25 protein-coding genes and 1 pseudogene are annotated in these 25,082 nt (G+C 46.4%); 6 read left to right on the forward strand and 20 right to left on the reverse strand.

Annotated features, from left to right (window positions below):
* Positions 1-64: 64 nt before the first annotated feature.
* From AC0YNZ_RS20415 to AC0YNZ_RS20430, 4 genes are all read right to left on the reverse strand, one after another.
* The gene (locus tag AC0YNZ_RS20415) at positions 65-784 is read right to left on the reverse strand and encodes a glycosyltransferase family 2 protein (protein ID WP_475828345.1); all 720 of its coding nucleotides are present in this window, start codon (positions 782-784) and stop codon (positions 65-67) included.
* 246 nt (positions 785-1,030) lie between these two features.
* Positions 1,031-1,621 carry a thymidine kinase gene (locus tag AC0YNZ_RS20420; protein WP_475828346.1) on the reverse strand — a complete coding sequence of 197 codons (591 nt, stop codon included), beginning with the start codon at positions 1,619-1,621 and terminating at the stop codon, positions 1,031-1,033.
* A 26-nt stretch (positions 1,622-1,647) separates the two neighbouring features.
* Entirely contained in the window at positions 1,648-2,730 is a 1,083-nt protein-coding gene (locus tag AC0YNZ_RS20425) for a toxic anion resistance protein (RefSeq protein WP_475828347.1), read from the reverse strand.
* Positions 2,731-2,747: 17 nt separating this feature from the next.
* Positions 2,748-3,440, reverse strand: coding sequence for a hypothetical protein (locus AC0YNZ_RS20430; RefSeq protein WP_475828348.1), 693 nt, complete (start codon positions 3,438-3,440; stop codon positions 2,748-2,750).
* A 190-nt stretch (positions 3,441-3,630) separates the two neighbouring features.
* Here AC0YNZ_RS20430 and AC0YNZ_RS20435 point away from each other — a divergent pair, with 190 nt between their 5' ends.
* Entirely contained in the window at positions 3,631-3,855 is a 225-nt protein-coding gene (locus tag AC0YNZ_RS20435; RefSeq protein ID WP_181426288.1) for a hypothetical protein, read from the forward strand.
* 95 nt (positions 3,856-3,950) lie between these two features.
* Here the strand turns inward: AC0YNZ_RS20435 and AC0YNZ_RS20440 are convergent, their stop codons facing one another.
* The 10 genes and pseudogenes from AC0YNZ_RS20440 to AC0YNZ_RS20485 all read right to left on the reverse strand — a co-directional run bounded on the left by AC0YNZ_RS20440 (position 3,951) and on the right by AC0YNZ_RS20485 (position 14,094).
* Positions 3,951-4,964: an ATP-grasp domain-containing protein gene (locus AC0YNZ_RS20440; RefSeq protein WP_475828349.1), complete on the reverse strand. Its 1,014-nt coding sequence runs from the start codon at positions 4,962-4,964 to the stop codon at positions 3,951-3,953.
* Positions 4,965-5,012: 48 nt separating this feature from the next.
* Positions 5,013-5,810: an HAD family hydrolase gene (locus AC0YNZ_RS20445; RefSeq protein ID WP_475828350.1), complete on the reverse strand. Its 798-nt coding sequence runs from the start codon at positions 5,808-5,810 to the stop codon at positions 5,013-5,015.
* Entirely contained in the window at positions 5,807-6,961 is a 1,155-nt protein-coding gene (locus AC0YNZ_RS20450) for a cysteine protease StiP family protein (RefSeq protein WP_475828396.1), read from the reverse strand. The genes AC0YNZ_RS20445 and AC0YNZ_RS20450 overlap by 4 nt, the downstream gene beginning before the upstream one ends.
* A gap of 24 nt (positions 6,962-6,985) precedes the next feature.
* Positions 6,986-8,290 (reverse strand): annotated as a pseudogene (locus AC0YNZ_RS20455) (phosphoribosyltransferase family protein); the annotation flags it as partial.
* Positions 8,232-9,437, reverse strand: a complete 1,206-nt coding sequence (locus AC0YNZ_RS20460; protein ID WP_475828351.1) for an HpcH/HpaI aldolase/citrate lyase family protein — start codon at positions 9,435-9,437, stop codon at positions 8,232-8,234. The pseudogene AC0YNZ_RS20455 and the gene AC0YNZ_RS20460, both read right to left, overlap by 59 nt.
* 277 nt (positions 9,438-9,714) lie before the next feature.
* Positions 9,715-10,293 carry a TerD family protein gene (locus AC0YNZ_RS20465; protein WP_475828352.1) on the reverse strand — a complete coding sequence of 193 codons (579 nt, stop codon included), beginning with the start codon at positions 10,291-10,293 and terminating at the stop codon, positions 9,715-9,717.
* Positions 10,294-10,392: 99 nt separating this feature from the next.
* The gene (locus AC0YNZ_RS20470) at positions 10,393-10,974 is read right to left on the reverse strand and encodes a TerD family protein (protein ID WP_110772839.1); all 582 of its coding nucleotides are present in this window, start codon (positions 10,972-10,974) and stop codon (positions 10,393-10,395) included.
* Positions 10,975-11,001: 27 nt separating this feature from the next.
* A complete protein-coding gene (locus tag AC0YNZ_RS20475; protein ID WP_475828353.1) occupies positions 11,002-11,595 on the reverse strand; it encodes a TerD family protein in 594 nt (197 codons plus the stop codon).
* A gap of 211 nt (positions 11,596-11,806) precedes the next feature.
* Complete coding sequence (locus tag AC0YNZ_RS20480) at positions 11,807-12,505, reverse strand: response regulator (RefSeq protein ID WP_475828354.1); 699 nt, start codon at positions 12,503-12,505, stop codon at positions 11,807-11,809.
* A complete protein-coding gene (locus AC0YNZ_RS20485; protein ID WP_475828355.1) occupies positions 12,502-14,094 on the reverse strand; it encodes an ATP-binding protein in 1,593 nt (530 codons plus the stop codon). Before AC0YNZ_RS20485 ends, AC0YNZ_RS20480 begins: the two co-directional genes overlap by 4 nt.
* Positions 14,095-14,360: 266 nt before the next feature.
* Here AC0YNZ_RS20485 and AC0YNZ_RS20490 point away from each other — a divergent pair, with 266 nt between their 5' ends.
* The 5 genes from AC0YNZ_RS20490 (at position 14,361) to AC0YNZ_RS20510 (ending at position 19,116) form a co-directional block, all read left to right on the forward strand.
* Positions 14,361-15,383: a Bug family tripartite tricarboxylate transporter substrate binding protein gene (locus AC0YNZ_RS20490; protein ID WP_475828356.1), complete on the forward strand. Its 1,023-nt coding sequence runs from the start codon at positions 14,361-14,363 to the stop codon at positions 15,381-15,383.
* A gap of 65 nt (positions 15,384-15,448) precedes the next feature.
* A complete protein-coding gene (locus AC0YNZ_RS20495; protein WP_475828357.1) occupies positions 15,449-15,904 on the forward strand; it encodes a tripartite tricarboxylate transporter TctB family protein in 456 nt (151 codons plus the stop codon).
* Between the two features lie 17 nt (positions 15,905-15,921).
* On the forward strand, positions 15,922-17,448 hold the full coding sequence (locus AC0YNZ_RS20500) for a tripartite tricarboxylate transporter permease (RefSeq protein WP_475828358.1): 1,527 nt from the start codon (positions 15,922-15,924) through the stop codon (positions 17,446-17,448).
* Between the two features lie 53 nt (positions 17,449-17,501).
* On the forward strand, positions 17,502-17,765 hold the full coding sequence (locus AC0YNZ_RS20505; protein ID WP_475828359.1) for an HPr family phosphocarrier protein: 264 nt from the start codon (positions 17,502-17,504) through the stop codon (positions 17,763-17,765).
* Between the two features lie 142 nt (positions 17,766-17,907).
* On the forward strand, positions 17,908-19,116 hold the full coding sequence (locus tag AC0YNZ_RS20510) for an MFS transporter (protein WP_475828360.1): 1,209 nt from the start codon (positions 17,908-17,910) through the stop codon (positions 19,114-19,116).
* A gap of 92 nt (positions 19,117-19,208) precedes the next feature.
* On the opposite strand, the gene AC0YNZ_RS20515 is transcribed toward AC0YNZ_RS20510, so the two are convergent.
* The 6 genes from AC0YNZ_RS20515 to AC0YNZ_RS20540 all read right to left on the reverse strand — a co-directional run bounded on the left by AC0YNZ_RS20515 (position 19,209) and on the right by AC0YNZ_RS20540 (position 24,940).
* Positions 19,209-20,219: an asparaginase gene (locus AC0YNZ_RS20515; protein WP_475828361.1), complete on the reverse strand. Its 1,011-nt coding sequence runs from the start codon at positions 20,217-20,219 to the stop codon at positions 19,209-19,211.
* Entirely contained in the window at positions 20,216-20,938 is a 723-nt protein-coding gene (locus AC0YNZ_RS20520) for an amino acid ABC transporter ATP-binding protein (protein ID WP_475828362.1), read from the reverse strand. Before AC0YNZ_RS20520 ends, AC0YNZ_RS20515 begins: the two co-directional genes overlap by 4 nt.
* On the reverse strand, positions 20,935-21,591 hold the full coding sequence (locus AC0YNZ_RS20525; protein WP_475828363.1) for an amino acid ABC transporter permease: 657 nt from the start codon (positions 21,589-21,591) through the stop codon (positions 20,935-20,937). Before AC0YNZ_RS20525 ends, AC0YNZ_RS20520 begins: the two co-directional genes overlap by 4 nt.
* A gap of 42 nt (positions 21,592-21,633) precedes the next feature.
* Positions 21,634-22,437, reverse strand: a complete 804-nt coding sequence (locus AC0YNZ_RS20530; protein ID WP_475828364.1) for a transporter substrate-binding domain-containing protein — start codon at positions 22,435-22,437, stop codon at positions 21,634-21,636.
* Positions 22,438-22,758: 321 nt separating this feature from the next.
* The gene (locus tag AC0YNZ_RS20535; RefSeq protein WP_475828365.1) at positions 22,759-23,652 is read right to left on the reverse strand and encodes a response regulator; all 894 of its coding nucleotides are present in this window, start codon (positions 23,650-23,652) and stop codon (positions 22,759-22,761) included.
* A complete protein-coding gene (locus tag AC0YNZ_RS20540; protein ID WP_475828366.1) occupies positions 23,624-24,940 on the reverse strand; it encodes an ATP-binding protein in 1,317 nt (438 codons plus the stop codon). Before AC0YNZ_RS20540 ends, AC0YNZ_RS20535 begins: the two co-directional genes overlap by 29 nt.
* Between the last annotated feature and the right edge of the window lie 142 nt (positions 24,941-25,082).

Here is a 25,082-nt window from a genome sequence, read left to right on the forward strand (position 1 = left end):
AAAAGCCGCCCATGGTCATCGACCTGAGCGGGCAATCTTTTCGCTGCTTACGGTAGTATATCGATTACGGACTCTTTCTTACATAATAAGCTAGTGAACGTTGATTCGCATGCAAACGATAGTAGTAGAGAATTTCAGGGATATTAGCAACGCCGGCCTTATGATGCAAAAACTTGACGATAAATTCATACTCCCCTGCTCCGGCTATCCGGCGGCTAAGTCCTCCGATACGATCGAATAAGTCCCCTCGGAACATGATCGTTCCAAAGCAGACGCAATGACCGCCGTTTTGATAAACGCTGCTGATCTCCTCGCCGTATCGGAGCCATTTCACCGGAACGTATTGCCGCTTCTCTTTCTCCGCTTCTTCTTCAAAGGCGGCGTAGTTCGTTCCGACTAATGCGATATCCGGTTGGCTTTGCAAAAAAACTGCTTGCTTCTCCAAGCGTAACGGATGGGAGAAACCATCGGCAGCCTGAACGGCGATATACTCCCCGCGTGAGAGAAAGAAGCCCATCGTGATCGCCCCGGCAAATCCGACATTTCTTGGCAGCCGAACGAGGACAACAGAATCCGTGCCGCCTACTCCGTTCCCCTCGCACCATGCTTGCACGATATCCACCGACCTGTCGGTCGAGGCATCGTCAACGATAATAATTTCCTTATTCAAATACGTCTGCCGCTGCAAGCTGTCCAGACACTCGATCAAATACGCCCCGCGATTATAGTTTGATATGACGATACTCACTTTTCCAGGCTCCCGCTCCATCATTTCTCTTCCCAAGTCCCCTTTCTCCTGTGAATAGCATGCATTGGTTCAAACGGTTCCCCGATAGCTTGTTCATGTATAGACACATCGTATTCGAGAGATTGCGAGAGTGAACGGCAAAAGGCTATTTTGCAAAAATTTTCATAGATTCACGCGCAAACAGCCGGCTTCGTCCTTCCGCCAATAACAAAAAAAGCTCCTGACCTGTTAACAAGGCCGGGAGCACTCCGCGTTTGTACTTATATTTGCTTGTGTAAAGCCTTAAGCCTTGCGTAACGCCTCATTGTAGCAGCGTCTGCAAACCGGCTTATAATCCTCGTTGCCGCCGATCTGAATTTGCTCGCCTGCGCTCATCGGCTGACCGTCATTATAGCGAATGACCATAGTCGCCTTCCGGTCGCAGAACCAGCAGATCGTCTTAATTTCTTCGATTTTATCCGCTTGCACGAGCAAATTATAGCTGCCCTCGAACAGCTGATTTTGAAAATCGTTTTTTAGGCCAAAGGCCATAACCGGTATGTTAAGCTCGTCCACAACCTCAGTAAGCTCCAAAATATGATGCTTCTTCAAAAACTGCGCTTCGTCAATAAGCACGCAATAGATTTTTGACGGCATCACTGAAGCTACGCAAGCCCTCACGCTCTCATACAGATTCGTATTCTCATGAACCGGAATCGCCTCCCGCTCGAAGCCAACCCGGGAGCCTACGCGGTCCACGCTCCCTCTAGCGCTGACCGACGGAGAGTATATGAGCACCTGCTTGCCTTGCTCCTCGTAATTGTGGGCGACCTTAATAATTTCGAACGATTTGCCGCTGTTCATCGTTCCGTATTTGTAATAAAGCTGCGCCAATCCAATCTCCTCCAGAAACAGATGGATTAATCTAAAAAGCCTTTGACAGCTGCTGCCGGAAGCTCAGTCTGACTGGCCCCAATGCCTAAACGTTGTCCGACCTTTTGATTGATTTGCGTCATCTTCTCCGTTTGCTGCGAAACGGTTTGGATGATTTGCCGGTTTGAATTCTCGTATTTGTCCATCGCCGAGAAGAGATCAGACATCGCCCGCTCCACCAGCTCCATGCTCATGGCCGGTTTGGTCAACGCCTGATTCGCTTTTTCGCTCGTTTCGTTCAAGAGGCGGGCATTCTCGGCAAATTGATTGCCCAGCATCTCGTTCGTCGAATTGACCGCTTCAATCGCTTTCATCTGGTCATCAATCGCGCTGGCAATTAAGACCGATACCGACATCAGATGCTGCGTTTTATCAATCGAGCTGTCGAGCGCGTCCATCAGCTTATCATTCGTGTCATTAATAATATCCGTTGCTGCAATAGCCTGCTGATAGAGCATGATCATTTCCGTATACGTTTGAAGCTTCGTTACTACCTTCCGAAGCCCGCGCTCCAAATACGTTTTCCGAAGCTCGTTCTCCGGCTTCGCGATTTCATCTTCGAACATTTTTTTGAGACGGTTGCCGTATTCGACAAGCAGCTGCAGGTCATAAACATTGTCCAAGCTGCTGCGCTTCAAATTTCTCATGTGTACGACGTTCTCTTCAAGATTGTCACGGCCGTCGCGCAATGATTTGACGATGACCTGCACATTCGATTTAGCAGATTGATATTTATAAATATAAGCCTTCATCGGCGCTTTCCGCAGCAGCTTCTGAACGAGGGTAAGCTGCTTGCTCCTGCTCAAATCCTCAACCTCGCTGCGGAGCTTGAGCATATTAGTGGCAACCTCTGACCTCTTGCCTGACATAAGATCGGATAGCGGCCTCTCCAGCATCGTAAGCGTCTGACCGGACCTCTCCAGCGTCTTTTGGCCTTTTTTCGTAATCTCATCCATTAGCGTATCGAGATGCATCGCATCCGTCGTCGCTACCTTCTGCATCGTGCTTTGCACTTCTTGCTCCAGCTTCTGGAGGTCTTCGTTCTTTAATTGTACGAGCTGTTGTGCCATTTCTTATTCCCCCTTCATTAGTCAGTAAGACGGTAACGCTGCTGAATTAACTCAGCCTTTGTACGCAGCTCCATGAGATCCTTCTGTTCAATCGTTTTCGTATAAAATGTGAGTTTGGAATCGACATCCTTTATGCCGTCAAGCAGTAACCGCCTGTTTTGGCGCTTCGCTTCGCCGCTAAGCCGCAGAAACGGATTAATGGTCGAGTTTAAATCCTTTCTTACCAACCGTACAATGTTGTGGTTGATGCTGGAGTCTCCCAAAGCGACTAAGTCCGGAATTAACCGGTTTAGACGCGACAGCAATGCAAGTGTTTTCTGTACAATTTCATCGTCCAAATTATTTTTCTCGCCTTCGAGTAAAATCATATCTTCGATGATTCCGATGTATTCTAATGCAGAGGCAAGCTCGGGATCTAGAACCGGCGGCGGAGCAGCTGCTGATGGAACAGACTGTGCAGCCGGTGAGACGCTTGCTGTAGAGGCTGCAACGGGCTGCTGTATGGGCGGGTTTTGCGGCCTCTGCTGCAGCCCGGTCTCGCGCGGCGGCTCATTGATTTCTTTCCTGTCACGCTGCCGCAACGCAAGCGCGGCTAGCAAACTGATCGCGGGTATAGCAATTGCTATATAAGGAGAGGAGATCCAGTATACAACTATCGCGACTGCATAACTTCCAATAGCGATGCCTAAAAATTTTTTCATTGCACTCATTGCTGCACCTCCAATTTAGCTTGCTTATGCTTATGATTGTGCTTGTCCAATCAATTATCTCGTTTTTGGTGCATGTAAGTCAATTTTAAAATACTTTTAGACGGCATGGAAAGTGATGAATCCGGGTAAATTATCCATTGATGCTGCACGCAAAAAGGAAAAATTAAAATGAGATGCGGAGGTGAAAACCGTGGATTGCGATCAACCGAATCAGCAATGCGAAATCGATCAACATAGCTTAAAACGCATTTTACAGCAATCGCTCGATCAAGAGACAGAACTGCTTCGCACCTATACAACGACTTCGGAACAGATCCATCATAACGAAGAACTCAAGACCCGTCTGCAAAACTTTGCGGAAGGGAATGCCAAACGCTCCAGGCAGCTGATGGATGAACTGAAGACATTGAATTAAGAACAAAGGGACTGCCTTAGCTGGCAGCCCTTTGATTTACTGGCAAATCATTCCGGAAATGAACGGTTCTTTGAACCTTCCATATTCTCGCCTGTTTACTTCATAATTAACGGCTGCTCCACGTAGCCGGCCTGTATGTTGAACTGCGGAACGGGGCGTTCAATCGTTTTGCCCTGAAGCGCTTGAACCGCCAAATAAGGCATATTCACGCCTGAGAGACAAGTAATGTAAAGGCCGCCGGACATGCGCGGATTGATCTCAAGCAATTTGGGAATGCCGTTATTATAGCGCACTTGAATATTAAAGGCATAGGGGATACGCAAAGCTTCCGCAATGCGGCTTGCAATCGCCAGCAGCTCCGGCTTTTCCTCCAGTAGATATGTTCTTCCTGTCGATTTGCGGCGCGGGATAGCCGTAATTAAATCTCCCTCGGCGGTAGCCACGCAATCGATGCTGTATTCCGTACCGTCCAGCAGCTCCATCACCATCAACGTATCGAAGCGGTCCGACAAAGACAATGTTTCATAAGCTTGTTGAAACGTTGTCGACAAAGTGACATAGCCATATAAGTCACGGAGCGGATCACGCTCATTATCGATGATCCGAAAGCCCATTCCCCCCTCTGACTTCGTCGGCTTGAAGCATACCTTATGACCGGCTGCCGTAAGCTCCTCATAGGCCAGCTTAAACTGCTCAGCCGTATTCACGACGCGATAGTCGGGAATGGCTACAAGGTCTTTTCCCTGCAGCGCTTCATAAAATTTATCCTTCTCGATCATCGAATCCAGCAGCTCAATATCACGGCAAACCATGACTTTGGTGCCTATCTCGTCAAACAAATGGGCATATCGCGAAATTTCCTCCATATGGAGGCGGGGAATGAAGATATCGATTTGATTTCTTCGGCAGAAATCTACACAAAATTCCACATACTCCAGGCCAAAAACTGCAGGCTCCGTTCCGATATGGTCAGACGCAAGTAAAGACATATGGTTGATGTCAGGATGCGTGCCATAAAACTCAAACGGCTCGCCATCCGGATTATTCCGAATCATATTAATATAATGATAAGCTACCGAAAACCAACGATTCATATAAACGCGTGTCATGTCTGTATACCTTCTTCCGTATGATTAAAAATAATAAGGCTGCTTTGTTTATCTTTTGCGGGCATGCTCTAAGATTGCGTCCAGCAGCTCCTCGGAAGCAAGCGCCCCCCTCGCTTCCGTAAATTGAATATGGGGATGCGCGTTATAAAACCGGCCTAACTCGCCATGTACAGGCGAAATCGCATAATCGGCCGCAAGAAGCAGGCTTTCATCCAACAGGCTGTCACCCGCCGCATATACGAAGGAAGCGGCAAGCCTTTCCTTTACATATTGGATGGCCGCTCCCTTGCTGACTTTCTCGGGAACCAAATAAATTTTACGGCCTTGGAGCGAATAGCTCCAGCCGAGCGGGGCAAGCTGCAGCCTCAGCTCCTCGAGCGATTCATGCGGCAGACGGTCCCGCTCGACAACGATCGAATAAAACAACCCGTCGCATAGATCATTTGATTTCACCCAATGCGAAGAGGCAATTTGGGCGAACAAGCCGGCAATTTCCGTATGCTCGGCACAATGCTGCTTCACAGCATCGCGCACGAAGCTGTGCCATTCCTGATCGACCTGCCCGTTCACGAGAATAGTGCCGCCGTTGCTCACGATCACATATTCAGGGCCGAATGTCTCCCTGATTCCAAAAATACGGTTGAACTGCTCCGGTATGCGCGTCGTTACGGGAACGAATCGCGCAATGCGCGACAGCTGCTCCAGCTTCTCCATAGCGGGCTTAGTCATATATGAAATATGTCTGCCCTCATGCAGCTCGACGGGAACCATCTCTTCGATTGCCGTCTCACCCTTCGACCTCACCGAATAAATTAACGTTTGGTCCAAATCGCTTGCAAAGATCATTCCGTATCCCCCTTCAACGCTTTAATGATGCCGCAGCAGGAATAAGCCATATTCGGGTACTCCTGAACCGGCACGCCGCGGTCCTTCGCTAACAGGAGAATATGCTTCAGGCTGGGGTTATCGAGCCGGTCGACAAGGATTTTCCAGGGCACTCTCCGCAAGAGAACGCGGGTCGTCTCGCCTACGCCGGGCTTAATGAAATTAATGTCGGTTATGCCAAAATCGTTCTGGATACGGGCAATATCCTGCATGCCCTGCCAAGTGATTTCATTTAGCGCGGGATTCGCTTTCATATGAAGCGCTTCTGCTTTCGAGCTGGCTGCCGTGTGCTTGAAATGAGCCGAAATCGTGTCCACGAAAACGTACGATAAATCTGACTCTTTCCAATCCTTATAATATTTTGCGCCGTGAAAATCATCCGGTCCGATCAGATCGTTACGCAGTACGGTACGGCTTATAAGACCGGAAACGGTTGAATTGAGACAAGCGCTCGGGATGAGGAAATCTTCTCTTGTTCCGAACGTTCCCGCACAATAGCCCGGATCCGCAAGCACGGCAAGCTCGTCATTAAGCTCAAGGCCATACATTCGCTTCATGAGGCTGCATGCGGCAATGAGCACCTTCCTAATAGCGCCCTTTCCCGTCCAGCCGTCCACAAATTGCACGCGTTTATCCGGATGTTTCTGATTCATGTAAAGCAAAGCGTTCTCGTCTATTCCTTTGCCCCTAATAATCGAAAGGCTGTAGTGGGGAAGATCAACATCATAAACATGCTTGATATACCGTTTGATTAATATACCGACCGGGGTTCCGCCTCTTGCCAAAGAGGCAAGCACAACGTCAAAACCGTTCTTTTGGATAATCATTTCCGAGACGGTTCCGACCGCTCTGGCAATCCGGATAGCGGAATCGCTAAGCGTGTCATGAAACAATTGAATGTATTCGGCGGTAGGCTGATATTCAATAGGCAGGCTCTCCGAGTAATGCCCGCCCGTCTGCATAGCGGCTTCCCGCTCCTCCGTTCGCCGCTCTAAAGAAAGATCGCTGAGATCCTTGAGGAGAAAGGTTACGTCCTCTTGCTTATAGCTGCCTATCGGCGCTGGATCAGCCAGCTTTCTGCGGCTGAAGTATACGATATGAATCTTTGGCATCCCAAGGGAAAGAAGAACCTGCCTAAGCTCCTCCATTTGCGCAGCAGCTGCCTCGCGCTCCATAAACAGAAACATTTCATCATAATGACCGCGCGGGATATTGTACATAAAGTTCGCGACGCCGGCATGCTCGGGGGATGCGAAGCGGTAAGCGGATCGAACCGCATACTGCGGGCTTGAATAAGGATGAATCGGACTGCGGGTACTGGATTGATACCAGATATCCGCACCCAGTTCTGCAGCCACCCGCATCGGAATGTACATAAACTCTCCGGTTCCCATGCAAAGCGTCCTGCCGCCTGCTCTATGTTCCCGTAGGAAAGCTGCAGCCTGCTCGACTTCATTGTCCAGCGCAAGGCTCTCATCCGCCGTTAGTCCGAAGCGGCCCGTATGCTTCAGGTAGGCAATATCGTCTGTTGATGCAGGAAGGCTTGTAAAACGGTTATTCACATAAAGGAAATCGATGACCGGCTCTGCCTCGTGCTCAAGCTGCTCCTCCAAATGCCCGGTACTTTCAATGGGCGCACCGTGAACCTCAATTTGTCCCGATATCAGCGACAGGCAATTGACGCTAACGCCTAGCTGCTGCTCAAGCTCGCTGAAGCGCGCAATATCCTCGTCTGAGCGCCAATCCAGTAAACTGGCTACGATATATTTTTTGTTCCCGTATCTAGCGTGCAGGTCATGAATAATGTTGATCGCAGTTTTGCCGGTCGTCATCTCGTCATCGACCAGAATAATCGTATCGGCCTGCTCGAATAAGGCTGGATCGCTCGCGTAGCAGCGATGCGTTGTCGCATGTGAGTGCTCTTCCTCAAAATCGATACAGGAGGTCATGGAAGCAATGCTCTCCCTTGTTGTATGCAGGAAGGAAGCATGGCCATCGAACATATCGAACATGCTGTGCCCGAGCGCCGTTGCGGTTTCCGCGAACCCGATGAACAGCGTTTTCTCATCCGCCTTCATCTTGCTGTTCTTCATAAGGTCATAGATTTCGCCGGCTGACTCAGGCGCCTCGAACGCATGCAGCAGCTGCTCGATCCGAATCGGAAGCGGCTCTCCCCTGAACTGCTGATACAACAGACCGAGCGCCGCTCCCGATAGCAAAGAAACATGCGGCCGTACCGGAATATGCTTGCCAAGAACCTTGCTTACGAATAAAAAGCTGCGTTTTGTATTTATGCGGGCCGCCATCTGAAACAGATGCTCCAGCGGAATTCGAAAGGCGTTGCCCGTCACCTTAATCGTAATCTCTAAATCTCCGATAATATTAAACGATTGCTGATTCCCGTTCTTCTGCGAGTAAGCAGGTGAAGTTTTGGTTTTCATTTAGCACCCCATATATGTTCGATCTGATCATAATTCGTTTGGCCCAAGTCATATGCGGTTTAAACTCATTCATTTTGTTCGAATAACGGCTTTTCATGACGCCTAAATCTCCTTGGCCGTTTTCTATGATGTGCAGGGCGTCCATATACTCCTCATGCGTAACAACTAACATCGATTGTACCGGCTTAATATGGGTAGGATGAATAATCGTTTTTCCGATAATGCCATTTTCCTTGTCCATCGCAACTTCCCGAATAAGCCCGTCCACATACCGGTTAATATAATCCATGCGCAAAATCCGTCCGTTTCGTCCCATGCTCTCCTCAAACGGCGTCTGCCTCAGCTGCGGCTTAAACACGCGGTCGCTCTTGAAATACTCCCATACGGGACCCGAGATGACAAAATGATTATCCATTCTGCCAAATATGTTTACGATATCCGCTATGCAATCCCGAATGACGCCAATATCATAAATCGTATGGTCCGGGCTTCTCCGAAGTCCGAAGAGACTCGAAAAATCCGTTGCGCCGATCCGAACATTCAGCACATATTCCTTATACTCATTCAGCAGCGACGAAATGCCCAGCAGCGTTTCGACTCTCTTCTCGCGGTAAATAACCGCTGCGCTCTCCAAAATCGGCATGCCGTACAGCACTCTGCTTGATTGCATTTTGCGCTTGTTATATTCAGCCAAAATTCTTAAGTACTCGCCGCCGGTCTCTACGTTGAATTTCGGAAATACAATTCCCGTAACGTATTCGATCTCTTCCCCGAAAAACGAGAGCAGCCGTTTCAGCTGATCGACAGAGCGTACCCTTATAAAAATGAGAGGAATATCGTCGGCACGCAATAAGCCTATTGCAATATAACGGCCGATCGTAATCAGCGTTGCTTTCAGCATCTCTTCCGCGTACTCGAGCTGATTATCGCCCACCGCGTCTTCAAGGTCTATCACCATTGACACGAGTCCTTCGTGTTTTACGGCTACCAAATCGTCTGCTATGTTATTCTTGGTTGCCGGCATGTAAAGCGCAGCGCCAATCGCATGAGCAATCATTTCTTTGTCAGCATCATTATTGAACTGAGTCGGAAGGGAGTAAAAGAAATTTTGCTCTTCTTCATTGGTAAGATAGTTAAAGTACCTCAAAGTCATCCCTCCTAAAAGTGTTGTGAAGCAAGCAGAGAGTTAAAAAATATCCCTCGCGGTCCATGGAGGGATATTTCGAATGTATTTGCTAGTCTAGACGGCTTTCTAATCTATATAAATCTCCTACGACAATTGCAGTATCATAGAGAAATGTTTTCCGAAATCAATTCCACGCCATTCGTCTTAGTAATAAAATAGGGTGACCGTTGCGATCTATCCCCGTCACCCTAATCGTTATGTTCTACACAACTCTTCTATTGCGCGAAGACTGCTAATGCTAGGTTTGAACGCCGAAGTCATTGCAAAGTCCCTCTAGACCGCTTTGGTAGCCGCTGCCTACTGCGCTAAACTTCCATTCGCTGCTGTAACGGTAGAGTTCACCAACTACGACCGCTGTTTCGATAGAGAAATCCTCGCCCAAATCGTAGCGGATCAGCTCCTCGCCTGTTTCCTCGTTTACGACTCGAACGTACGCGTTAGCCACTTGACCGAAATTTTGGTTTCTTTGCTTAGCATCATGAATCGTAATACAGAAGGCAACCTTCTGTGTATCCGCAGGTACAGCGGACAAGTTGATTTTTATGCTTTCATCATCGCCAGCGCCTTCTCCGCTTCGATTATCGCCGGAGGAGACGATGGAGCCGTTCGTGTTCGATCTGTTATTGTAAAAAATAAATTCCTTCTCGCTGCTCACTTTGCCGGATGCATTCAGACAAAATGCCGTCGCATCCAAATCAAACTGATTTCCGCCATCATACTTATTAACATCCCAGCCGAGGCCCACTGCTATTTTGGTCAACCCCGGGTTCGATTTAGTCAGATCGACCTTCTGCCCCTTAGATAAATTAACTGGCATGAAAATGCCTCCTCGTGGAATATACGAAGCAATCACACTTCATTTTGGTTTTAAAAAAAGGGCCGCCGCAGGCGACCCTTCACGGGTATATGGGTACGATTAGTTAGTAGCTAGTCCGAAGTTGCGTGCAAGACCGCCTAGGCCGTCTTGGAAGCCGCTTCCGACTGCGCTGAATTTCCACTCGCCGGAATGGCGGTAGAGCTCGCCAACGATAACCGCCGTTTCAATGGAGAAGTCTTCTCCAAGATCGTAGCGGATGAGCTCCGTGCCGCTTTGATCGTCAACGATCCGAACGAAAGCGTTGGAAACTTGTCCAAAGTTTTGGCTGCGTTCTTGTCCGTCATAGATGGTGATGCAGAATGCGATTTTTTCCGTTGCTGCAGGTACAGCATTAAGATCAACAGCTACTTTCTCGTCATCGCCATCGCCTGCGCCCGTACGGTTATCGCCAGTGTGGGCGACGGAGCCATTGCCGTTTTTCGGGTTGTTGTAGAAAATGAAATCAGACTCGGAGATTACTTTACCTTGACCGTTCAAGCAAAAAACAGAAGCATCAAGGTCAAAATCTTTTCCGCCATCATATTTATTAGTATCCCAGCCTAGACCTACCGTTATTTTTGTAAGACCCGGGTTTGTTTTCGTGAGATCGATTTTTTGGCCTTTGGATAAGCTAATCGCCATTTGGAATGTCCTCTTTTCTGGGTAAAATTATTGGTATTGACGAGCAAGAATATCGACATGAGCAGCGTGAGCGCCTTCGCCGATTGCGTTGAATTTCCATTCACCATTATGTCTGTAAAGCTCGCCAACGATCAATGCCGTTTTACCGGAATAGTTATCCGTTAGACTGAAACGAATAAGCTCTTCATTGTTGGCTGGGTTGACGATGCGAATAAAAGCGGACTTGATCATACCAAAATCTTGACGTCTGGATTCACATTCATAAATGTTGACCACGCAAAGAATTTTGTGAATATTGGCTGGAACACGGTCCAACTGCACGATGATTTGCTCATCGTCGCCATCGCCGGCGCCTGTAAGGTTGTCGCCAGAATGAATGACTGAGCTGCAGCCGCTCTGCTTATTATAAAAGCACACGAGATTTTTCTCGCCGCTAAGCTTGCCGTTAGCATCAAGCAATAAAGCAGACGCATCGCAGTCCACGTTGGCCGCTTTCTTCATTCCGAAGAAGCCGCCTTTCACTTCAGCAGGATCCCAGCCGAGACCGACGATCACTTTGCTGAGACCAGCGTTTCCTTTGGTCAGATCAACCTTTTGACCTTTAACAAGAGAGATTGCCATAGTATTTGCACCCCCTTTCCATGAGGCTTATTGCTAGATAAACGACTGATTGAAGGTATTGTTCCTTACGATCTACCCAACAATACGCTTATTCGACATGTAAGTTCCAAAAAAAAGTAGGTTCACTACAATATTCAACAAAAAAAGAATAGCTCCTCTTCTTCACAGGCGAGGAGCCAATCCGCTAAGCTTTTTATAAAAAATGGAAAAATCAGTTAGAAACCGAGATTCTCTTATATACTCTCTCCGGCCTTCCTACGGTGCCATAAGAAATATCCGCGACCAATTCACCCTTAGCCACGAAATATTCCAAATACCGCCTAGCTGTCGTACGGCTGAATCCGGCCTTCTTCCCAAGCTCCTCCGCAGTGAGCACCTCTGGACCACCATGAATGAAGGCGAGGATCTTCTCGCTCGTTATTTTATCAATGCCTTTAGGAAGGTAGGTATCCTTGTCCGCCCTATCGCTCGTTCCCCACAGCAGCTGATCGATCCCCTCTTGATCCACTTGCTTATTCGCTCCTCCAAGCAGCGCCATTTGATGATGATACTTTTGATAGGACCTCAGCTTCTCCTGAAATCGTTCAAATACAACCGGTTTGATCATAAAATCATACACGCCGCCGCGAATGGCTTCCCGTACCGTATCAAATTCCTTTGCCGCCGTAATGATGATGACATCCGTGAACGGGTTGTTTTTCTGAATATAGGGAAGAAGGTCAAGCCCGTTCATATCGGGAAAATATAAATCGAGCAGCACGAGGTCCGGAGCTAAAATGTCCAAATGTTCGTGTGCCAGCTGCAAGTCTGTCGCAATGCCAACCACTTCGAATCCTTCCACCTTTTCCACAAACCGGCGGTTAATCTGGGCAATTCGAAGATCATCCTCAATAATGACCACTCGTATCATAGCTCTCTCCCTTTTTCTTTTGGAATGACAACGGTAAATATGACGCCTCCCTCTGAACGGGGATGGAAGCTGATTTTTCCCCGCAGCTGCTGTACAGCCTGTTTAACAATAGCAAGACCGTAACCCCGGTTGACCTCATTTTTCGTGGAGAAACCCGTCTCAAACAGTCGTTCTTCAGCGTCCTTCTCAATGCCGGTCCCGTTGTCTTCAATCACGATCATTAAAGCTTTGCCTGCGTCGGTCAAATAGACCTTTACTGTTTTATTGTCATTGCTTGTGGCAAGCACGGCCTCCAAAGCATTATCAATTAAATTACCGATGATGGTTACGAGATGATTGCGGCTTATAGCGCCCGGAATATCTTTAAACATACTTTTCGTATCAATTTCTAAGCTTACCTTAAGTTCGTTAGCACGGTTAAACTTACCGATTAGTATGCCGCCGATAATAGGATCTGGAATTTCCCTTAATAGAAAGTGGATAAGGTTTTGATGAACATCCGTTTCATGCGTAATGATATCCATCGCTTCCTGATACGATTCCAGCTGGATAAGGCCGTATATCGTATACAGCTTATTGGAATACTCATGCGTCTGCGAACGCAGCGCTTCGGTATACCGTTTCACTTGCGTAAGCTCCTCCGTTAAACGAAGCAGCTCGGATTTGTTGCGGAAGCTGGACACGGCCCCGACGACCTGCTGCTGACGATCAAAAATCGGCAGGCGATTGACCACAACCATACTCTCGTTAATGACCATCTCTTGATCGATTTCAGCATTTCCCGATTTGATAACCTCGAGTAAGCGAGACTCCGGTATGACGTCCCGTACATGTTTCCCGGTTATCTCCATTTTCTCAAACGGATCGATTAGCTTTAAAGCCGTCTGATTGGCGAGAGTAACGGTTCCCTCTGTATTAATAGCGATAATCCCTTCATGGATCGTTTCCAAAATAGCTCTCTTCTCCTGGTACAACAGACCGATTTCCTTAGGCTCTAAACCGTGAATCGATCGTTTCACACCGTTCGCAATCGCAATCGCCCCTCCGCATCCAACCATAAGCGCAATTGCCGCAAAAAAGATCATCGCATTTCGGTAGGTGGCGGCCGATTCATGAATGTCTTTCAATAAAATGCCCACCGACACGATGCCAATAATTTGATTATGATCGTCAAAGATTGGCGTTTTTCCCCGAAGCGAGGGCCCCATAGAGCCAACAGCTTCCGAAATAATCGATTCGCCGTTCAGCACAGGCCCGTTATCTCCGCCGATCATTTCTTTTCCGATCCGGTCCGGCAGAGGATGGGCATAACGTATGCCCTCCCGGTTTCCAATGACGATATATTCGGCATCCGTTTCCATTCGAATTTTTTCAACGATCGGTTGAATGATTTCTGACGGGTTTTCTTCGTCGAAAGCATCCTTTATCACATCCATCAGCGCTACCGTCTTTGCTATTTTAAGTGCAGAGGCGCCCACATTCTTCTCAAGCGTGGTTACCAGCATTCTCTCAAAAGTAAAGGTTAATGCGATAATAATGATGAATAAGAGCGTCCCGATTAACAAAATAAGTCTAGTTTGTAATCGCATACAACAACCTCCTTGGGAGCGGTTTTCTGATCTGCATGCCGGCATTGCCTTTATTGTATTCTACATATTTCCCTGAACATAGTCCCTGGAATCGATTTTAGCCGTAATTTTTATGAACAAAATTAATAAAATGATTATTTTTCAACTTATGCAGTTATTCTGTTCAACTCAAATTAGCGGTGCTAGTATGAACCGTATAAGTCAGGTAAGCGCTTTCAAATTAAAGTAACAGCTTGCTTGACGGATGCCAAAGGGGGAATTATCGAATGGTTCTCAAAACTAATAATTGGAAAACGATAGTGGCCGCAGCTTTTGTTGCCGTCAGTCTTACAGCTTGTGGAACAGCATCGAATGGAGGGGGCTCGGATGCTGCCAAATATCCGGAGAAGCCTATCGTGATTACGGCCCCTTCAGGAGCCGGCGGCGGATGGGATAAAACAGCAAGATCACTGTCCAAGGTGCTCGGCGAAACGAAGCTGGTCGATCAGACGATGACAGTCGAAAACAAACCCGGAGGCGGCGGCACCGTATTTTTGGCTGAATATGTAACAAAAGACAAGGATGACCCCTATAAGCTGTTTGTCAGCTCGCCGCCCATTCTCATTAACAATCTTAAAAAAGAAGGAAACAGCCCGTACGGATACAAGGACGTCACCCCGCTCGCGCAAATAACGAAGGACTTCGGCGCAATCGCTGTTGCTGCCGATTCCAAATACAATGATCTTCAAGCTTTAATCGACGACATTAAGACAGATCCTTCTAAGGTTACACTTGCGGGCGGTTCGGCCCCCGGATCTATGGATCATTTAATTAGCGTCTTACCTGCATTTAAATCAGGAGTCGACCCGAAAACGATCAAATATTTATCCTATGATGGCGGGGGCGAAGCCATTACAGCTTTACTGGGCAAAAATGCGGATGCAATTGGAACAGACATCTCTTCGCTCGGCAGTTATTTGAAAGCAGGCAAAATTAAAATTCTCGCGGTTACTTCAAATGAACGACTCGGCGACGACTTTAAAGATGTGCCTACGTTAAAAGAGCTGGGCATTGATGCAGATTTCACGATATGGCGCGGCGTATTGGGCCCGAAAGGTATGACGAAAGACCAAATTGCATTTTGGGATAATACATTAAAAGCTCTATCAGAGAATGATAGCTGGAACAAAGAACTGACATCGAACGATTGGGCAAGCGAGTACAAAAACTCAACCGATTTCGCAGCCTTCCTCGCTGATCAAGAAGTAGTTGTTCAAGAGCTGTTAACGGCGCTCGGGATGCAAAAGTAACCGAATGACCATGGGAGGGAGCATGTGTCTCCCTTTCTTTATTTATTCTTAGGAGGTGCATCACATTGAACAAAGTCTTCGATCGATATGCCAGTATTATATTTTTACTTCTAGGAATCGGTTTTATGTGGCAAAGCACGACCATTAGCACTTCCGCGTACGGCAGCACGGTTGGTCCCAATATTGCCCCTTTCGGCCTCGGAGCCTTTCTAGTCCTTTTAAGTCTGCGTTTGTTCTACGAAGTATTGAAGGCAAAGAATCAAAGCAGTAATGAACAAAAGCTCGATTACAAAAGGTTTCTAATCATCTTTGCAGCAGCCTTCTTATATGCGTTCTTCTTAGAAACGATCGGCTATATCATCGGGACCTTCCTCTTCCTTCTCATCAGCTTTCAAGTATTGGAAAGAGGGAAATGGCTGAAGTCGGTATTGATCTCCGGATTGTTTTCAGTAGGCGTTTACGTCATCTTTGTCGTCATTTTGGAAGGTTCCATGCCGGGCTTTCCGTCCTGGCTGTCGTAACTAGAGGAGGTACATGAATGGACACATTACAATTTCTTGCAGATGGTCTTGCAACCGCCTTTCAATGGCATAATCTGATGTTCGCATTTATAGGCGTGTTAATTGGTACAGCCGTAGGGGTACTTCCCGGTATAGGTCCCATGAGCGGTGTCGCTTTGCTTATCCCGGTAACGGCATCTATAACCGGCGGATTACCCGCGGAAGCGGCAGCAACAAGCTCCATTATTCTTCTGGCCGGCGTTTATTACGGAGCGATGTATGGCGGATCAACCACATCCATCTTACTTAATACACCGGGAGAATCCTCTTCGGTCGTGACAACCTTAGACGGCTATCAAATGGCCAAACAGGGCCGGGCAGGGGCTGCCTTATCGATATCTGCGATCGGTTCTTTTGCCGCAGGACTGTTCGCCGTCATCATGCTTATTGTATTAGCTGAACCGTTATCGAACGTTGCCATTAGGTTCGGTCCGGCGGATTACTTTTCCTTAATGCTGTTTGGACTATGCGCAGTCAGCGGTTTGGCCGGAAAATCCATTACGAAAGCTTTAATAATGACGGTGCTTGGATTGCTTCTTTCCACCATCGGTATGGATACGGTATCGGGCGTCGCAAGATTTACTTTCGGCATTCCGCTGCTTTATTCCGGTCTTGAGTTTTTGACCGTTGCGGTCGGCCTGTTTGCTTTGGGCGAAGTATTCAAGACCATATTGGAGAATGAGTACTCCGCCGGAAAAATAGCGAAGATCGGACGTATTCTTCCGACAAAGCAAGATTTAAAGGATAGCGCAGGACCGATTGCCCGCGGTTCTGTATTAGGCTTTTTTGTTGGTATTCTGCCTGGCGGCGGTGCCACATTGGCTTCTTTCTTCAGCTATATTTTGGAGAAAAAAATCAGCAAAAATCCTAAATCATTCGGCAAAGGAAATATCGCCGGCGTAGCTGCTCCTGAATCCGCTAATAATGGAGCATCCGGCGGAGCTATGATCCCTTTGCTTGCTTTAGGCATACCGGGGTCGGGTACAACGGCTATATTGATGGGCGCTTTTATCATGTATAACATCCAGCCGGGCCCTTTGTTATTCGAGGAACATCCTCAGGTGGCATGGGGGCTGATTGCCAGCATGCTGATCGGAAATCTCATTTTGCTTGTTCTCAATATGCCGCTTGTGAAAGTGTTTGCTAAAGTCATTCAAACGCCGCCGAAATATTTGATTCCGATCATTATCGCTATTTCTATATTTGGCGTATATGCTGTGCAGGTGCAAATCTTTGATCTCCTGCTGCTGCTTGGCTGCGGGGTTGCGGGGTTCCTGCTCGTGCGCAATGATTACCCTTTAGCTCCGCTCGTGCTCGGCTTAGTGCTGGGGCCGATGCTTGAAAACAATATGCGCAGAGCGTTAACGACATCCAATGGCGATTTTATGATTTTCCTGCAAAAGCCGCTGTCTCTCGTTTTCTTAATAATCGCTGCACTTTGGATTATTGTTCCCATCTTATTGAAAAAGAGAGGGAAAGAGGTTGTCGTCAACGAGGAAGGCTAGCTTCATGGCAGTGCGTTCATGCGCCAGTGACAGTAATGAAGGGAGGTTAACTGATGAAAGCTGAAATTCGAAGCATTGTGGACATTAACCAAACGGCAGCCGACTTTAAATCGAGCATCGTCCTTCGCATCAGCGAAACGAAATTCGTCGACGTCAAAAGCATCCTTGGTTTAAGTATTTCACTGTACCAAAACCAGGCGTATAAACTTGAAATTCACGGGCCCGACGAGGAAGAAGCCAAATCCGCTATGATCGATGTTTTCAACAAATATCATCTCCAGGTAGAAGTAAACCGTCCGTCAGGATTAAGCGATTAACCCATACGTGCGAAATGAACATGATCGCATACAAAAATAACAGGAATAAGCCTATACTGCGATATCGAAATTCACTATACTAGGAGCTAGAACAGGCGTACAGAGCTTGTTTTCATCAATCCAGGCAAGGTGGAATTTGAAGATGTCGCAGAAGCAAGCTGTACTCCATATTGGAAGGAAGACGGATACCCAGTTGGTAACGCTTCGCGGGTTGCAATTCTGGCTTTACGCTACGAATATACTGTCGCCGTATCTTCCGGTTTATTTTCAAGCGAAGGGCTATTCTTCCGGCCAAATCGGCTTTATGATGATGCTGGGACCGCTGCTCGCGGTATTTTTCCAGCCTGTATGGGGATATTTAAGCGATCGTTTAGGTACGGTGAAAAAAATCGTCTTTCTCCTTTGGACGTTAAGCATTCTCAGCAGTATCGGTTTGTTTGCCTCAACCGGCTACGGAACGACGTTAGCGTTTGTGACGCTCTTATATTTCTTCTGGCTTCCGTCGCTTCCGCTTATGGACAGCATTACGATTAAGGCAACCGAACGACGAGGCCAATCCTTCGGTTCGGTACGCTTGTTCGGCTCACTGGGATATACGGCTGTGCTGATCGCTGGAGGGGTACTGCTTGGCAAGTGGTTCGGGATCTCGAGCCTGTCGTTGATTTTCTGGGCGACATGGGCCGTTCCTCTGGTTCTGCTCTTCAAGCTTCGCGATGAGCCGGCCTCCGGCGAGCGGATGTCCTTGCAATCGCTTAAGCCGATTCTGAAAAATAAATCATTCCTTTGGTTTCTCCTGCTGGTCTTTATTATCTCCGTTCCGCATCGCATGCATGATGTCATGTTCAGTTTGTACCTGACCAAGGCCGGAGGATCGGATTCGATGGTTGGCTGGTCATGGGCAATAGCGGCGGCGGCGGAAATTCCTGCGTTTGCTTTGCTTAGCAGGTACCTGCACCGGGTGCGCGAGTTCAATTTAATCGGCCTGGTTTGCCTCTTGTATACGATTCGTTGGCTCGCCTATGCCATAACGAAGGATCCTTGGGTAATGTTCGCCCTGCAGGCGGGAGCGGCAGTCACGTTCGCGGTATTTTGGATAACGGTCGTTCATTATACGGTAAATATTCTTCCGAAACAGCTAACCTCCACCGGGCAATCTTTGCTTGCGATGGTATTCCTCGGCTTTGCCGGCATTACAGGCGGGAGCATCGGAGGCTGGCTGGAGGATCATTACGGCGGCTCGAGCATGTATGTGTTCGCGGCGATTGTATCCCTGGTTGCCGGTATCATCTTTTTCGCTAGTGAAATGGTAGCGCGAAGACGGCGGGAAACCGCGTTATCGAAGCAAATATAAAGACATAACAGGCTGACTCAATAGAGGCCACTGAAGAACTTACATTTTGAAAGTCTGAATGATGGGTCAAGAAAAGACGACGCATATCCCGTTTATTGGGATGAGAAGTCGTCTTTTTTTGAAATATCATCTGCGATTGGCGTTTCCATCATTCTCTTGACCTCTTTAAGATCATTGGTCTTGCCTAATACCCACATTAATTTAGGAATAATTGCTTCTGTATTCATATCCTTAGATGAAATAATCAGTTCCCCTGCTGCTTCTCGCCCTACCTCATAAAGAGTACGATCCTCGCCTTCTTCAAGACATTGAGTAGTCATAACAACAGCTACTCCCGATTGTATGAGCTCATTTATTTTGTGAACAAGGCTTCTCCATCGGGTAGGTATTCCTCCAAGTCCGAAACCCTCGATTACGACTCCTTTATAATGACACTTGAGATAATCAAAAAGCTCCGGCTTTGTACCCGGGTGCAGTTTCAACAAAAAAATATCGGGGCATAAGGAAACTTCTACTTTTATCTCCTTGCTTCGCACCTGTGAAACGGGTTTATTGTACCTGATTTCGTCCCCTTCAAAAAAAGCGACATACGGATAATTAATACTTTCAAAAGCATGAAAGCTTCGCGTTCTTACTTTCACAGCCCTAGTCCCGTTAATCACTTTGCCGTCAAATGCAATAAATACTCCTCCGATATCTTCGCAGGCAAAACGTACAGCGTCGCCAATATTTTTTCTGGCATCGGTATTTTTACAAGCAATTGGAACCTGTGAGCCTGTTAGAACAAGCGGCTTTGTGCTATTTTGCAGCATATAGGAAAGGGCCGCAGATGTATATCCCATCGTATCCGTTCCATGCGTGATGACAAAACCGTCATAGTCATCGTAATTCTTATAGACGGCCTCAGCCATGTACACCCAGCATTCGGGCTGCATATTCGTGCTGTCAATGCCCATCAGCGCTTTACTTTCAACCTTATACCGGTTATTTGGTCCCCATAGAAAGCTCACTATTTCCTCATCCGTCATTCCTGGAGTCAGCCCGTTTTCCCCTGAGACGGATGCAATGGTTCCGCCTGTTGTCAGCAGAAGTATTTTTTTCATAACAGTTTGCCAAGAAATGCTTTCGTACGTTCATGCCGCGGGGATTCGAATATTTCGGAGGGAGTCCCTTCTTCGACGATATATCCGCCATCCATGAAGATTACGCGGTCTGCTACTTCACGTGCGAAGCCCATTTCATGAGTGACGACAATCATCGTGATTCCATCGCGAGCCAGCTCCTTCATGACCAGTAAAACCTCCCCCACCATTTCGGGATCTAATGCCGAGGTCGGCTCATCGAACAACATGACACGAGGACTCATCGCCAATGCGCGGGCAATAGCGATACGCTGCTTTTGCCCACCCGACAAACGTTCAGGGAATTCATCTCTTTTCCCCGCCAAGCCCACTTTTTCTAACAGGCTCATGGCTTGTTTTTCATTGAACTGCTTTTCCATCTTTTTAAGATGTTTAGGGGCCAACATAATATTTTTCAATACGGTTAAATGGGGAAATAAATTAAAGTTCTGAAAGACCATTCCTACATTTTCACGTAATTTATCAATATTCGTTTTCGGTGAAGTGACCTCCACATCACCGATCACAACCTTCCCGGACGTCACCTCCTCAAGAAGGTTCAGGCATCTGAGGAAGGTACTTTTACCCGATCCTGACGGCCCGATAACGCAAACCACTTCTTTCTCCTGAATCGTTGTCGATATATCCTTCAGCACTTCTAAAGAACCAAATTTCTTTTTCAGGTTTTGTACGACGATCATTTTATATCGAACCTCCTCTCGAGCAAATGAGACAACCGTGTTAAAGCATAGATAATGATAAAGTAGAAAATACCTACGATACCCCATATCTCAAAAGAGCGGAAATTGGTAGATATGATAATTTCCCCTCTCTGCGTCAATTCCTGAATTCCAATGACAGACAGCAGGGATGTATCTTTAATACTAATAATAAATTGATTTACAAAAGCAGGCAGCATTCGACGTACGGCTTGCGGCAAAATGACCAGCTTCATAGTCAAAAACCGGTTAAATCCTAAAGATCGAGCCGCTTCCACCTGGCCTTTATCAATGGATATAATACCTGCACGAAAAACTTCCGAGATGTAAGCACCTGCGTTCAAACTAAGTGCCACGATCCCTGCAATCTCTGCTGGTACTCTAATATCCAAAAAAACAGGCAAACCAAAGTAAATAAAGAAGACTTGCACCAATAAAGGCGTACCCCGTATGAGATCCACATAAATAGTTGAGAGAATGCGAAGAAATTTACTATGGGAAGTATTCATCAATCCCGTAATTAATCCTATGACAAATGCAAAACTCAAAGAAATGATAACAATCTTTAACGTAATCAGAACGCCTTGCAACAGCATCGGTAACGCATCCAAAATAACTTGCAATGTGGATGTCAACAGCTGCAACCCCTTCTTTTCATAAATTTGAGTTTATCTTATTTATTTTGTATCTGTTCCTAAGTAAGCATCAATAATTTCATCGTATCGCCCATTTTCTTGCAGCTTTTTAAGTCCAGCATTTATTTTTTGCAGCAGCTCATCGTTGCCCTTTTTGACGGCAATGCCATAATGATCGCCATTCAACCGGTCGCCCACAATTTTCAGATTAGAAGCCGGATCAACGGCAATTTTGTATGAAATCACCGGGAAGTCTTCTAACGTAACATCAGCATTTTTATTTACGACTTCCTGATACATCGCCGGGCTGTCGTCGAAGTACCTGATCTCCGCTCCGTATTTTTTCGCGAGTTCCACAGCCATTTTAGAGCCTGATGTTCCTTTTTTAATCGCTATGACCTTCCCCTTCAAATCTTCCGGGCCTAGAATTGAAGTGTTATCTTTCCGAACGATGAGTGAAAGCCCCGCTTTGTAATACGGCTCCGACAAGCTGACACTCTGCTTACGCTCATCCGTAATACTGATGCCCGCAATGGCGCCATCCAATTGATTAGACGTAATCGCCGGAATAATTCCTTTAAAATCCATAGGCTTAAGTTCGACTTCGAAGCCCTCGATCTCGGCAATTGCATGGATCAAATCAATATCAATACCGATGTACTTGCCATCCTTTTCAAATTCGAAGGGAGGATACGTTGCATCGGTGCCAATCAAATATTTCGTAACCTCTTCCTTATTTGCTTCGGATTGAACCGTCTTAACTGACTTATCCGATCCTTCATTGCCGCAGGCACTAAGCGTGAATACGATAACTGTTGCGAACAATAATAATCCTATCTTTTTCATATAAAAACCTCTTCTCTCTTATTGTTTTTTTAAAAGCTACTTTCTCTATCACGTTTTTATAATATCTCCTTCGCTACATTAACCTTCAGAATCCTACAACAACATTTACATCACATGTAAAAAAAGTTTACATTAATATGAGAATGGATGTGGAAAACCTAGGTATCCGATTGCGATCGTGTAAATATATATAACACGAACTAAACCATTACGAACCTACCTCTGCGCAGCATAAAGACAAAAAAGAATCCCAACCGTCAATCCGGCACGCTCCAGATTATCGGTTGGGATTCTTTTTTGGGCGGAACTCGAACAATATGATCAGCTTTTCATTTTTTCCAGTACTTCAAAATAAAAGACTTGCAAAAACTTTTTTATGTTTACTTTTCCTTTTTCACCATTCAATTCTTCGTCCATAGCCTTCATTTTCATCCGGATATCTTGAAAGTCAAAGTAAAGCGGAGCGTAATACTCAAACTTCGGATTACCATAATCTGTTAGGCCGATCGAAGCCATATGAACCAACGCAGCCATGACGGTCCGCCTGATCCGCTGCTCAATCGCTTTACTTTCTTTCTCAATATCGCTCTTGCTTTGTTTATAGGTTCGGGCTACGGATTCATACCATTCTTTTAGCGTTGGAAAATCGGAAGCCTGCCGGTGTTCAATTAAGTATTCCATTAAAGAAATAATATCTTTACTGCCGATTTCACCGATTATACCCAAATCCATTAGAATAGGCTTCATGACATCACGTGCGGGTCGTTCTCTACGAACCGATGATAATTCTACAGGATCAAATTTCGCTAAAGTTTGCTTGATTTCAATAATATGCCGCTCGTATTTCCGCCGTTCATTTACTTTCAACAATACGGCTTCCACTTCCAATCGGTTTATGGGCTTATGGATAAAAAACTCGATTCCTTTTTGATAGGCTTGTCCTACCATTTCTTTATTTTCAATTTGCGAAATCATAATAAACTTCCCGGTATAGCCACTGTCCTTCAATTGTGTGATCGTCTCGATCCCATCCTGGTCGGGCATCAATAAATCAATCAACACCATCTCTGGATTCAGTTCAAGAATGACTCTCGCTCCCTCCATACCGTCCTCCGCTGTCCCTGCAACCTCACCAAGCCCGCTATGCTCTATAATATTTTGCAGCATACGCCTGCTAACCGCGTCGTCATCCACGATAACGAAAGATAGCGTCATCGATCCCCCCCCTTTCTTGTAAAGCGGTTTTTGGAAGATGAACAACGAAGCGAGTAGCGCTTGTTTCCTCCAATGATTCGACTGCGATCTCGCCTCCAAAAGAATGAACAATATCGCGCACATGTGAAAGACCTATCCCTGTCGCCGCTATTCCTTCTACATTAAACTTTGTCGTATAGCCCGGTTCAAAAATAAGGCTCTTATCTTGCTCAGAAATACCTCCCCCCGAATCCGAAACAACAAAAATATATTCTTTTTCCCTTTCGACAGCTTGTACTTGTATGCTTCCGCTCTTCTCAATGGCTTCCACAGCATTGGATACCAAGTTGTTAAGCACCGTCATTACAGGTATATAATGCGGAGTAAAGAAGTTTGCTTCCACTTCTTTATCTATTATTATTTTTTTCTTCAGCATTTCGCTGTATTTTTGATTTCCTTTTACGACAAAATCGAGAATCTCCGAGAGACTCAGGTCAACGACGATTTCACTGTCATATAATTTCAGCAAACCTGCCAAAATACGCTGAGAATCTTTCTTCACTTCGTGGATTTGCTGGGCGACTCTTAATACTTGTCCACTGTAGCTGTTCAAATTCGCTTCTTTTAATTTACGGGACAAATTAAAACTATACACGGTAATAGATTCTATCTCGTTCATCGATTTTTTCAAGTAAAAGGTTTCTCCATACAAACCCGCTCCGATATGAATCATTTGCTCCATCCGTTTCTGCTGCTCTGCATGCAGGAACCGCATCTGACTAATCGATATGCTGCTGTACAGCCCTATTACAAAATAGCTTCGAACAACCGATATGGCTATTAACTGAAACCATTCTTTGAGAGAAAATTCATCTGTATCCAGTAAAGCCCCGCGCAGTAAGAGCTCCGTCACGTTAGAAGAAAAATCGACCGCCGAAACAATCGCACCCAACAGAAGGGGGTGAAACTCGTTTATTCTTTTTCGAAACCCGCTCATGCCAAATGCGAAAACAACATAATAAAGACCGGCCGCCAAGTTATTTTGTGCACTTTCCAGTATAGAGAAGGAGTTCGTTTCGATCATCCATTCTCCGGCTTGGAATACCACGCTGATCATCCCTGCCATAATGCCGACCGTTATATAAGGCAAGTGGCGCATGATTAATAAAAAAAATAAAAATATACTGACACCCAAACCGATCCGAAATAATTGGTCACTGAAGGGATTAATCTTGAATTCCGCACCAATGGCCGTAGCCAGGGAGATAACGATTATTTGCAGTCTTTCATTTTTAAAAATATGATTCATCCTACGACCCGCTCCAGTCAGAGAGTCAGACATCTTTTATTTACATGAACCTAGCTAAAATCCCAGTCCAAGCGCGAATGCCGGGCGCAAAAAAAATCCAGTCCCCGTTACAGGGCCGGATTTCCACTATAAATCATAGACC

This window comes from Paenibacillus sp. J2L1-98 (assembly GCF_056269405.1).

Excerpts from the sequence above, each read along its gene's own strand:
- AC0YNZ_RS20425 (WP_475828347.1), bottom strand. The coding sequence starts at position 2,730 with ATGGCACAACAGCTCGTACAATTAAAGAACGAAGACCTCCAGAAGCTG.
- AC0YNZ_RS20430 (WP_475828348.1), bottom strand. The coding sequence starts at position 3,440 with ATGAGTGCAATGAAAAAATTTTTAGGCATCGCTATTGGAAGTTATGCA.
- AC0YNZ_RS20440 (WP_475828349.1), bottom strand. The coding sequence starts at position 4,964 with ATGACACGCGTTTATATGAATCGTTGGTTTTCGGTAGCTTATCATTAT.
- AC0YNZ_RS20445 (WP_475828350.1), bottom strand. The coding sequence starts at position 5,810 with ATGATCTTTGCAAGCGATTTGGACCAAACGTTAATTTATTCGGTGAGG.
- AC0YNZ_RS20450 (WP_475828396.1), bottom strand. The coding sequence starts at position 6,961 with ATGCCAAAGATTCATATCGTATACTTCAGCCGCAGAAAGCTGGCTGAT.
- AC0YNZ_RS20465 (WP_475828352.1), bottom strand. The coding sequence starts at position 10,293 with ATGCCAGTTAATTTATCTAAGGGGCAGAAGGTCGATCTGACTAAATCG.
- AC0YNZ_RS20470 (WP_110772839.1), bottom strand. The coding sequence starts at position 10,974 with ATGGCGATTAGCTTATCCAAAGGCCAAAAAATCGATCTCACGAAAACA.
- AC0YNZ_RS20475 (WP_475828353.1), bottom strand. The coding sequence starts at position 11,595 with ATGGCAATCTCTCTTGTTAAAGGTCAAAAGGTTGATCTGACCAAAGGA.
- AC0YNZ_RS20480 (WP_475828354.1), bottom strand. The coding sequence starts at position 12,505 with ATGATACGAGTGGTCATTATTGAGGATGATCTTCGAATTGCCCAGATT.
- AC0YNZ_RS20485 (WP_475828355.1), bottom strand. The coding sequence starts at position 14,094 with ATGCGATTACAAACTAGACTTATTTTGTTAATCGGGACGCTCTTATTC.
- AC0YNZ_RS20490 (WP_475828356.1), top strand. The coding sequence starts at position 14,361 with ATGGTTCTCAAAACTAATAATTGGAAAACGATAGTGGCCGCAGCTTTT.
- AC0YNZ_RS20500 (WP_475828358.1), top strand. The coding sequence starts at position 15,922 with ATGGACACATTACAATTTCTTGCAGATGGTCTTGCAACCGCCTTTCAA.
- AC0YNZ_RS20505 (WP_475828359.1), top strand. The coding sequence starts at position 17,502 with ATGAAAGCTGAAATTCGAAGCATTGTGGACATTAACCAAACGGCAGCC.
- AC0YNZ_RS20510 (WP_475828360.1), top strand. The coding sequence starts at position 17,908 with ATGTCGCAGAAGCAAGCTGTACTCCATATTGGAAGGAAGACGGATACC.
- AC0YNZ_RS20515 (WP_475828361.1), bottom strand. The coding sequence starts at position 20,219 with ATGAAAAAAATACTTCTGCTGACAACAGGCGGAACCATTGCATCCGTC.
- AC0YNZ_RS20520 (WP_475828362.1), bottom strand. The coding sequence starts at position 20,938 with ATGATCGTCGTACAAAACCTGAAAAAGAAATTTGGTTCTTTAGAAGTG.
- AC0YNZ_RS20530 (WP_475828364.1), bottom strand. The coding sequence starts at position 22,437 with ATGAAAAAGATAGGATTATTATTGTTCGCAACAGTTATCGTATTCACG.
- AC0YNZ_RS20535 (WP_475828365.1), bottom strand. The coding sequence starts at position 23,652 with ATGACGCTATCTTTCGTTATCGTGGATGACGACGCGGTTAGCAGGCGT.
- AC0YNZ_RS20540 (WP_475828366.1), bottom strand. The coding sequence starts at position 24,940 with ATGAATCATATTTTTAAAAATGAAAGACTGCAAATAATCGTTATCTCC.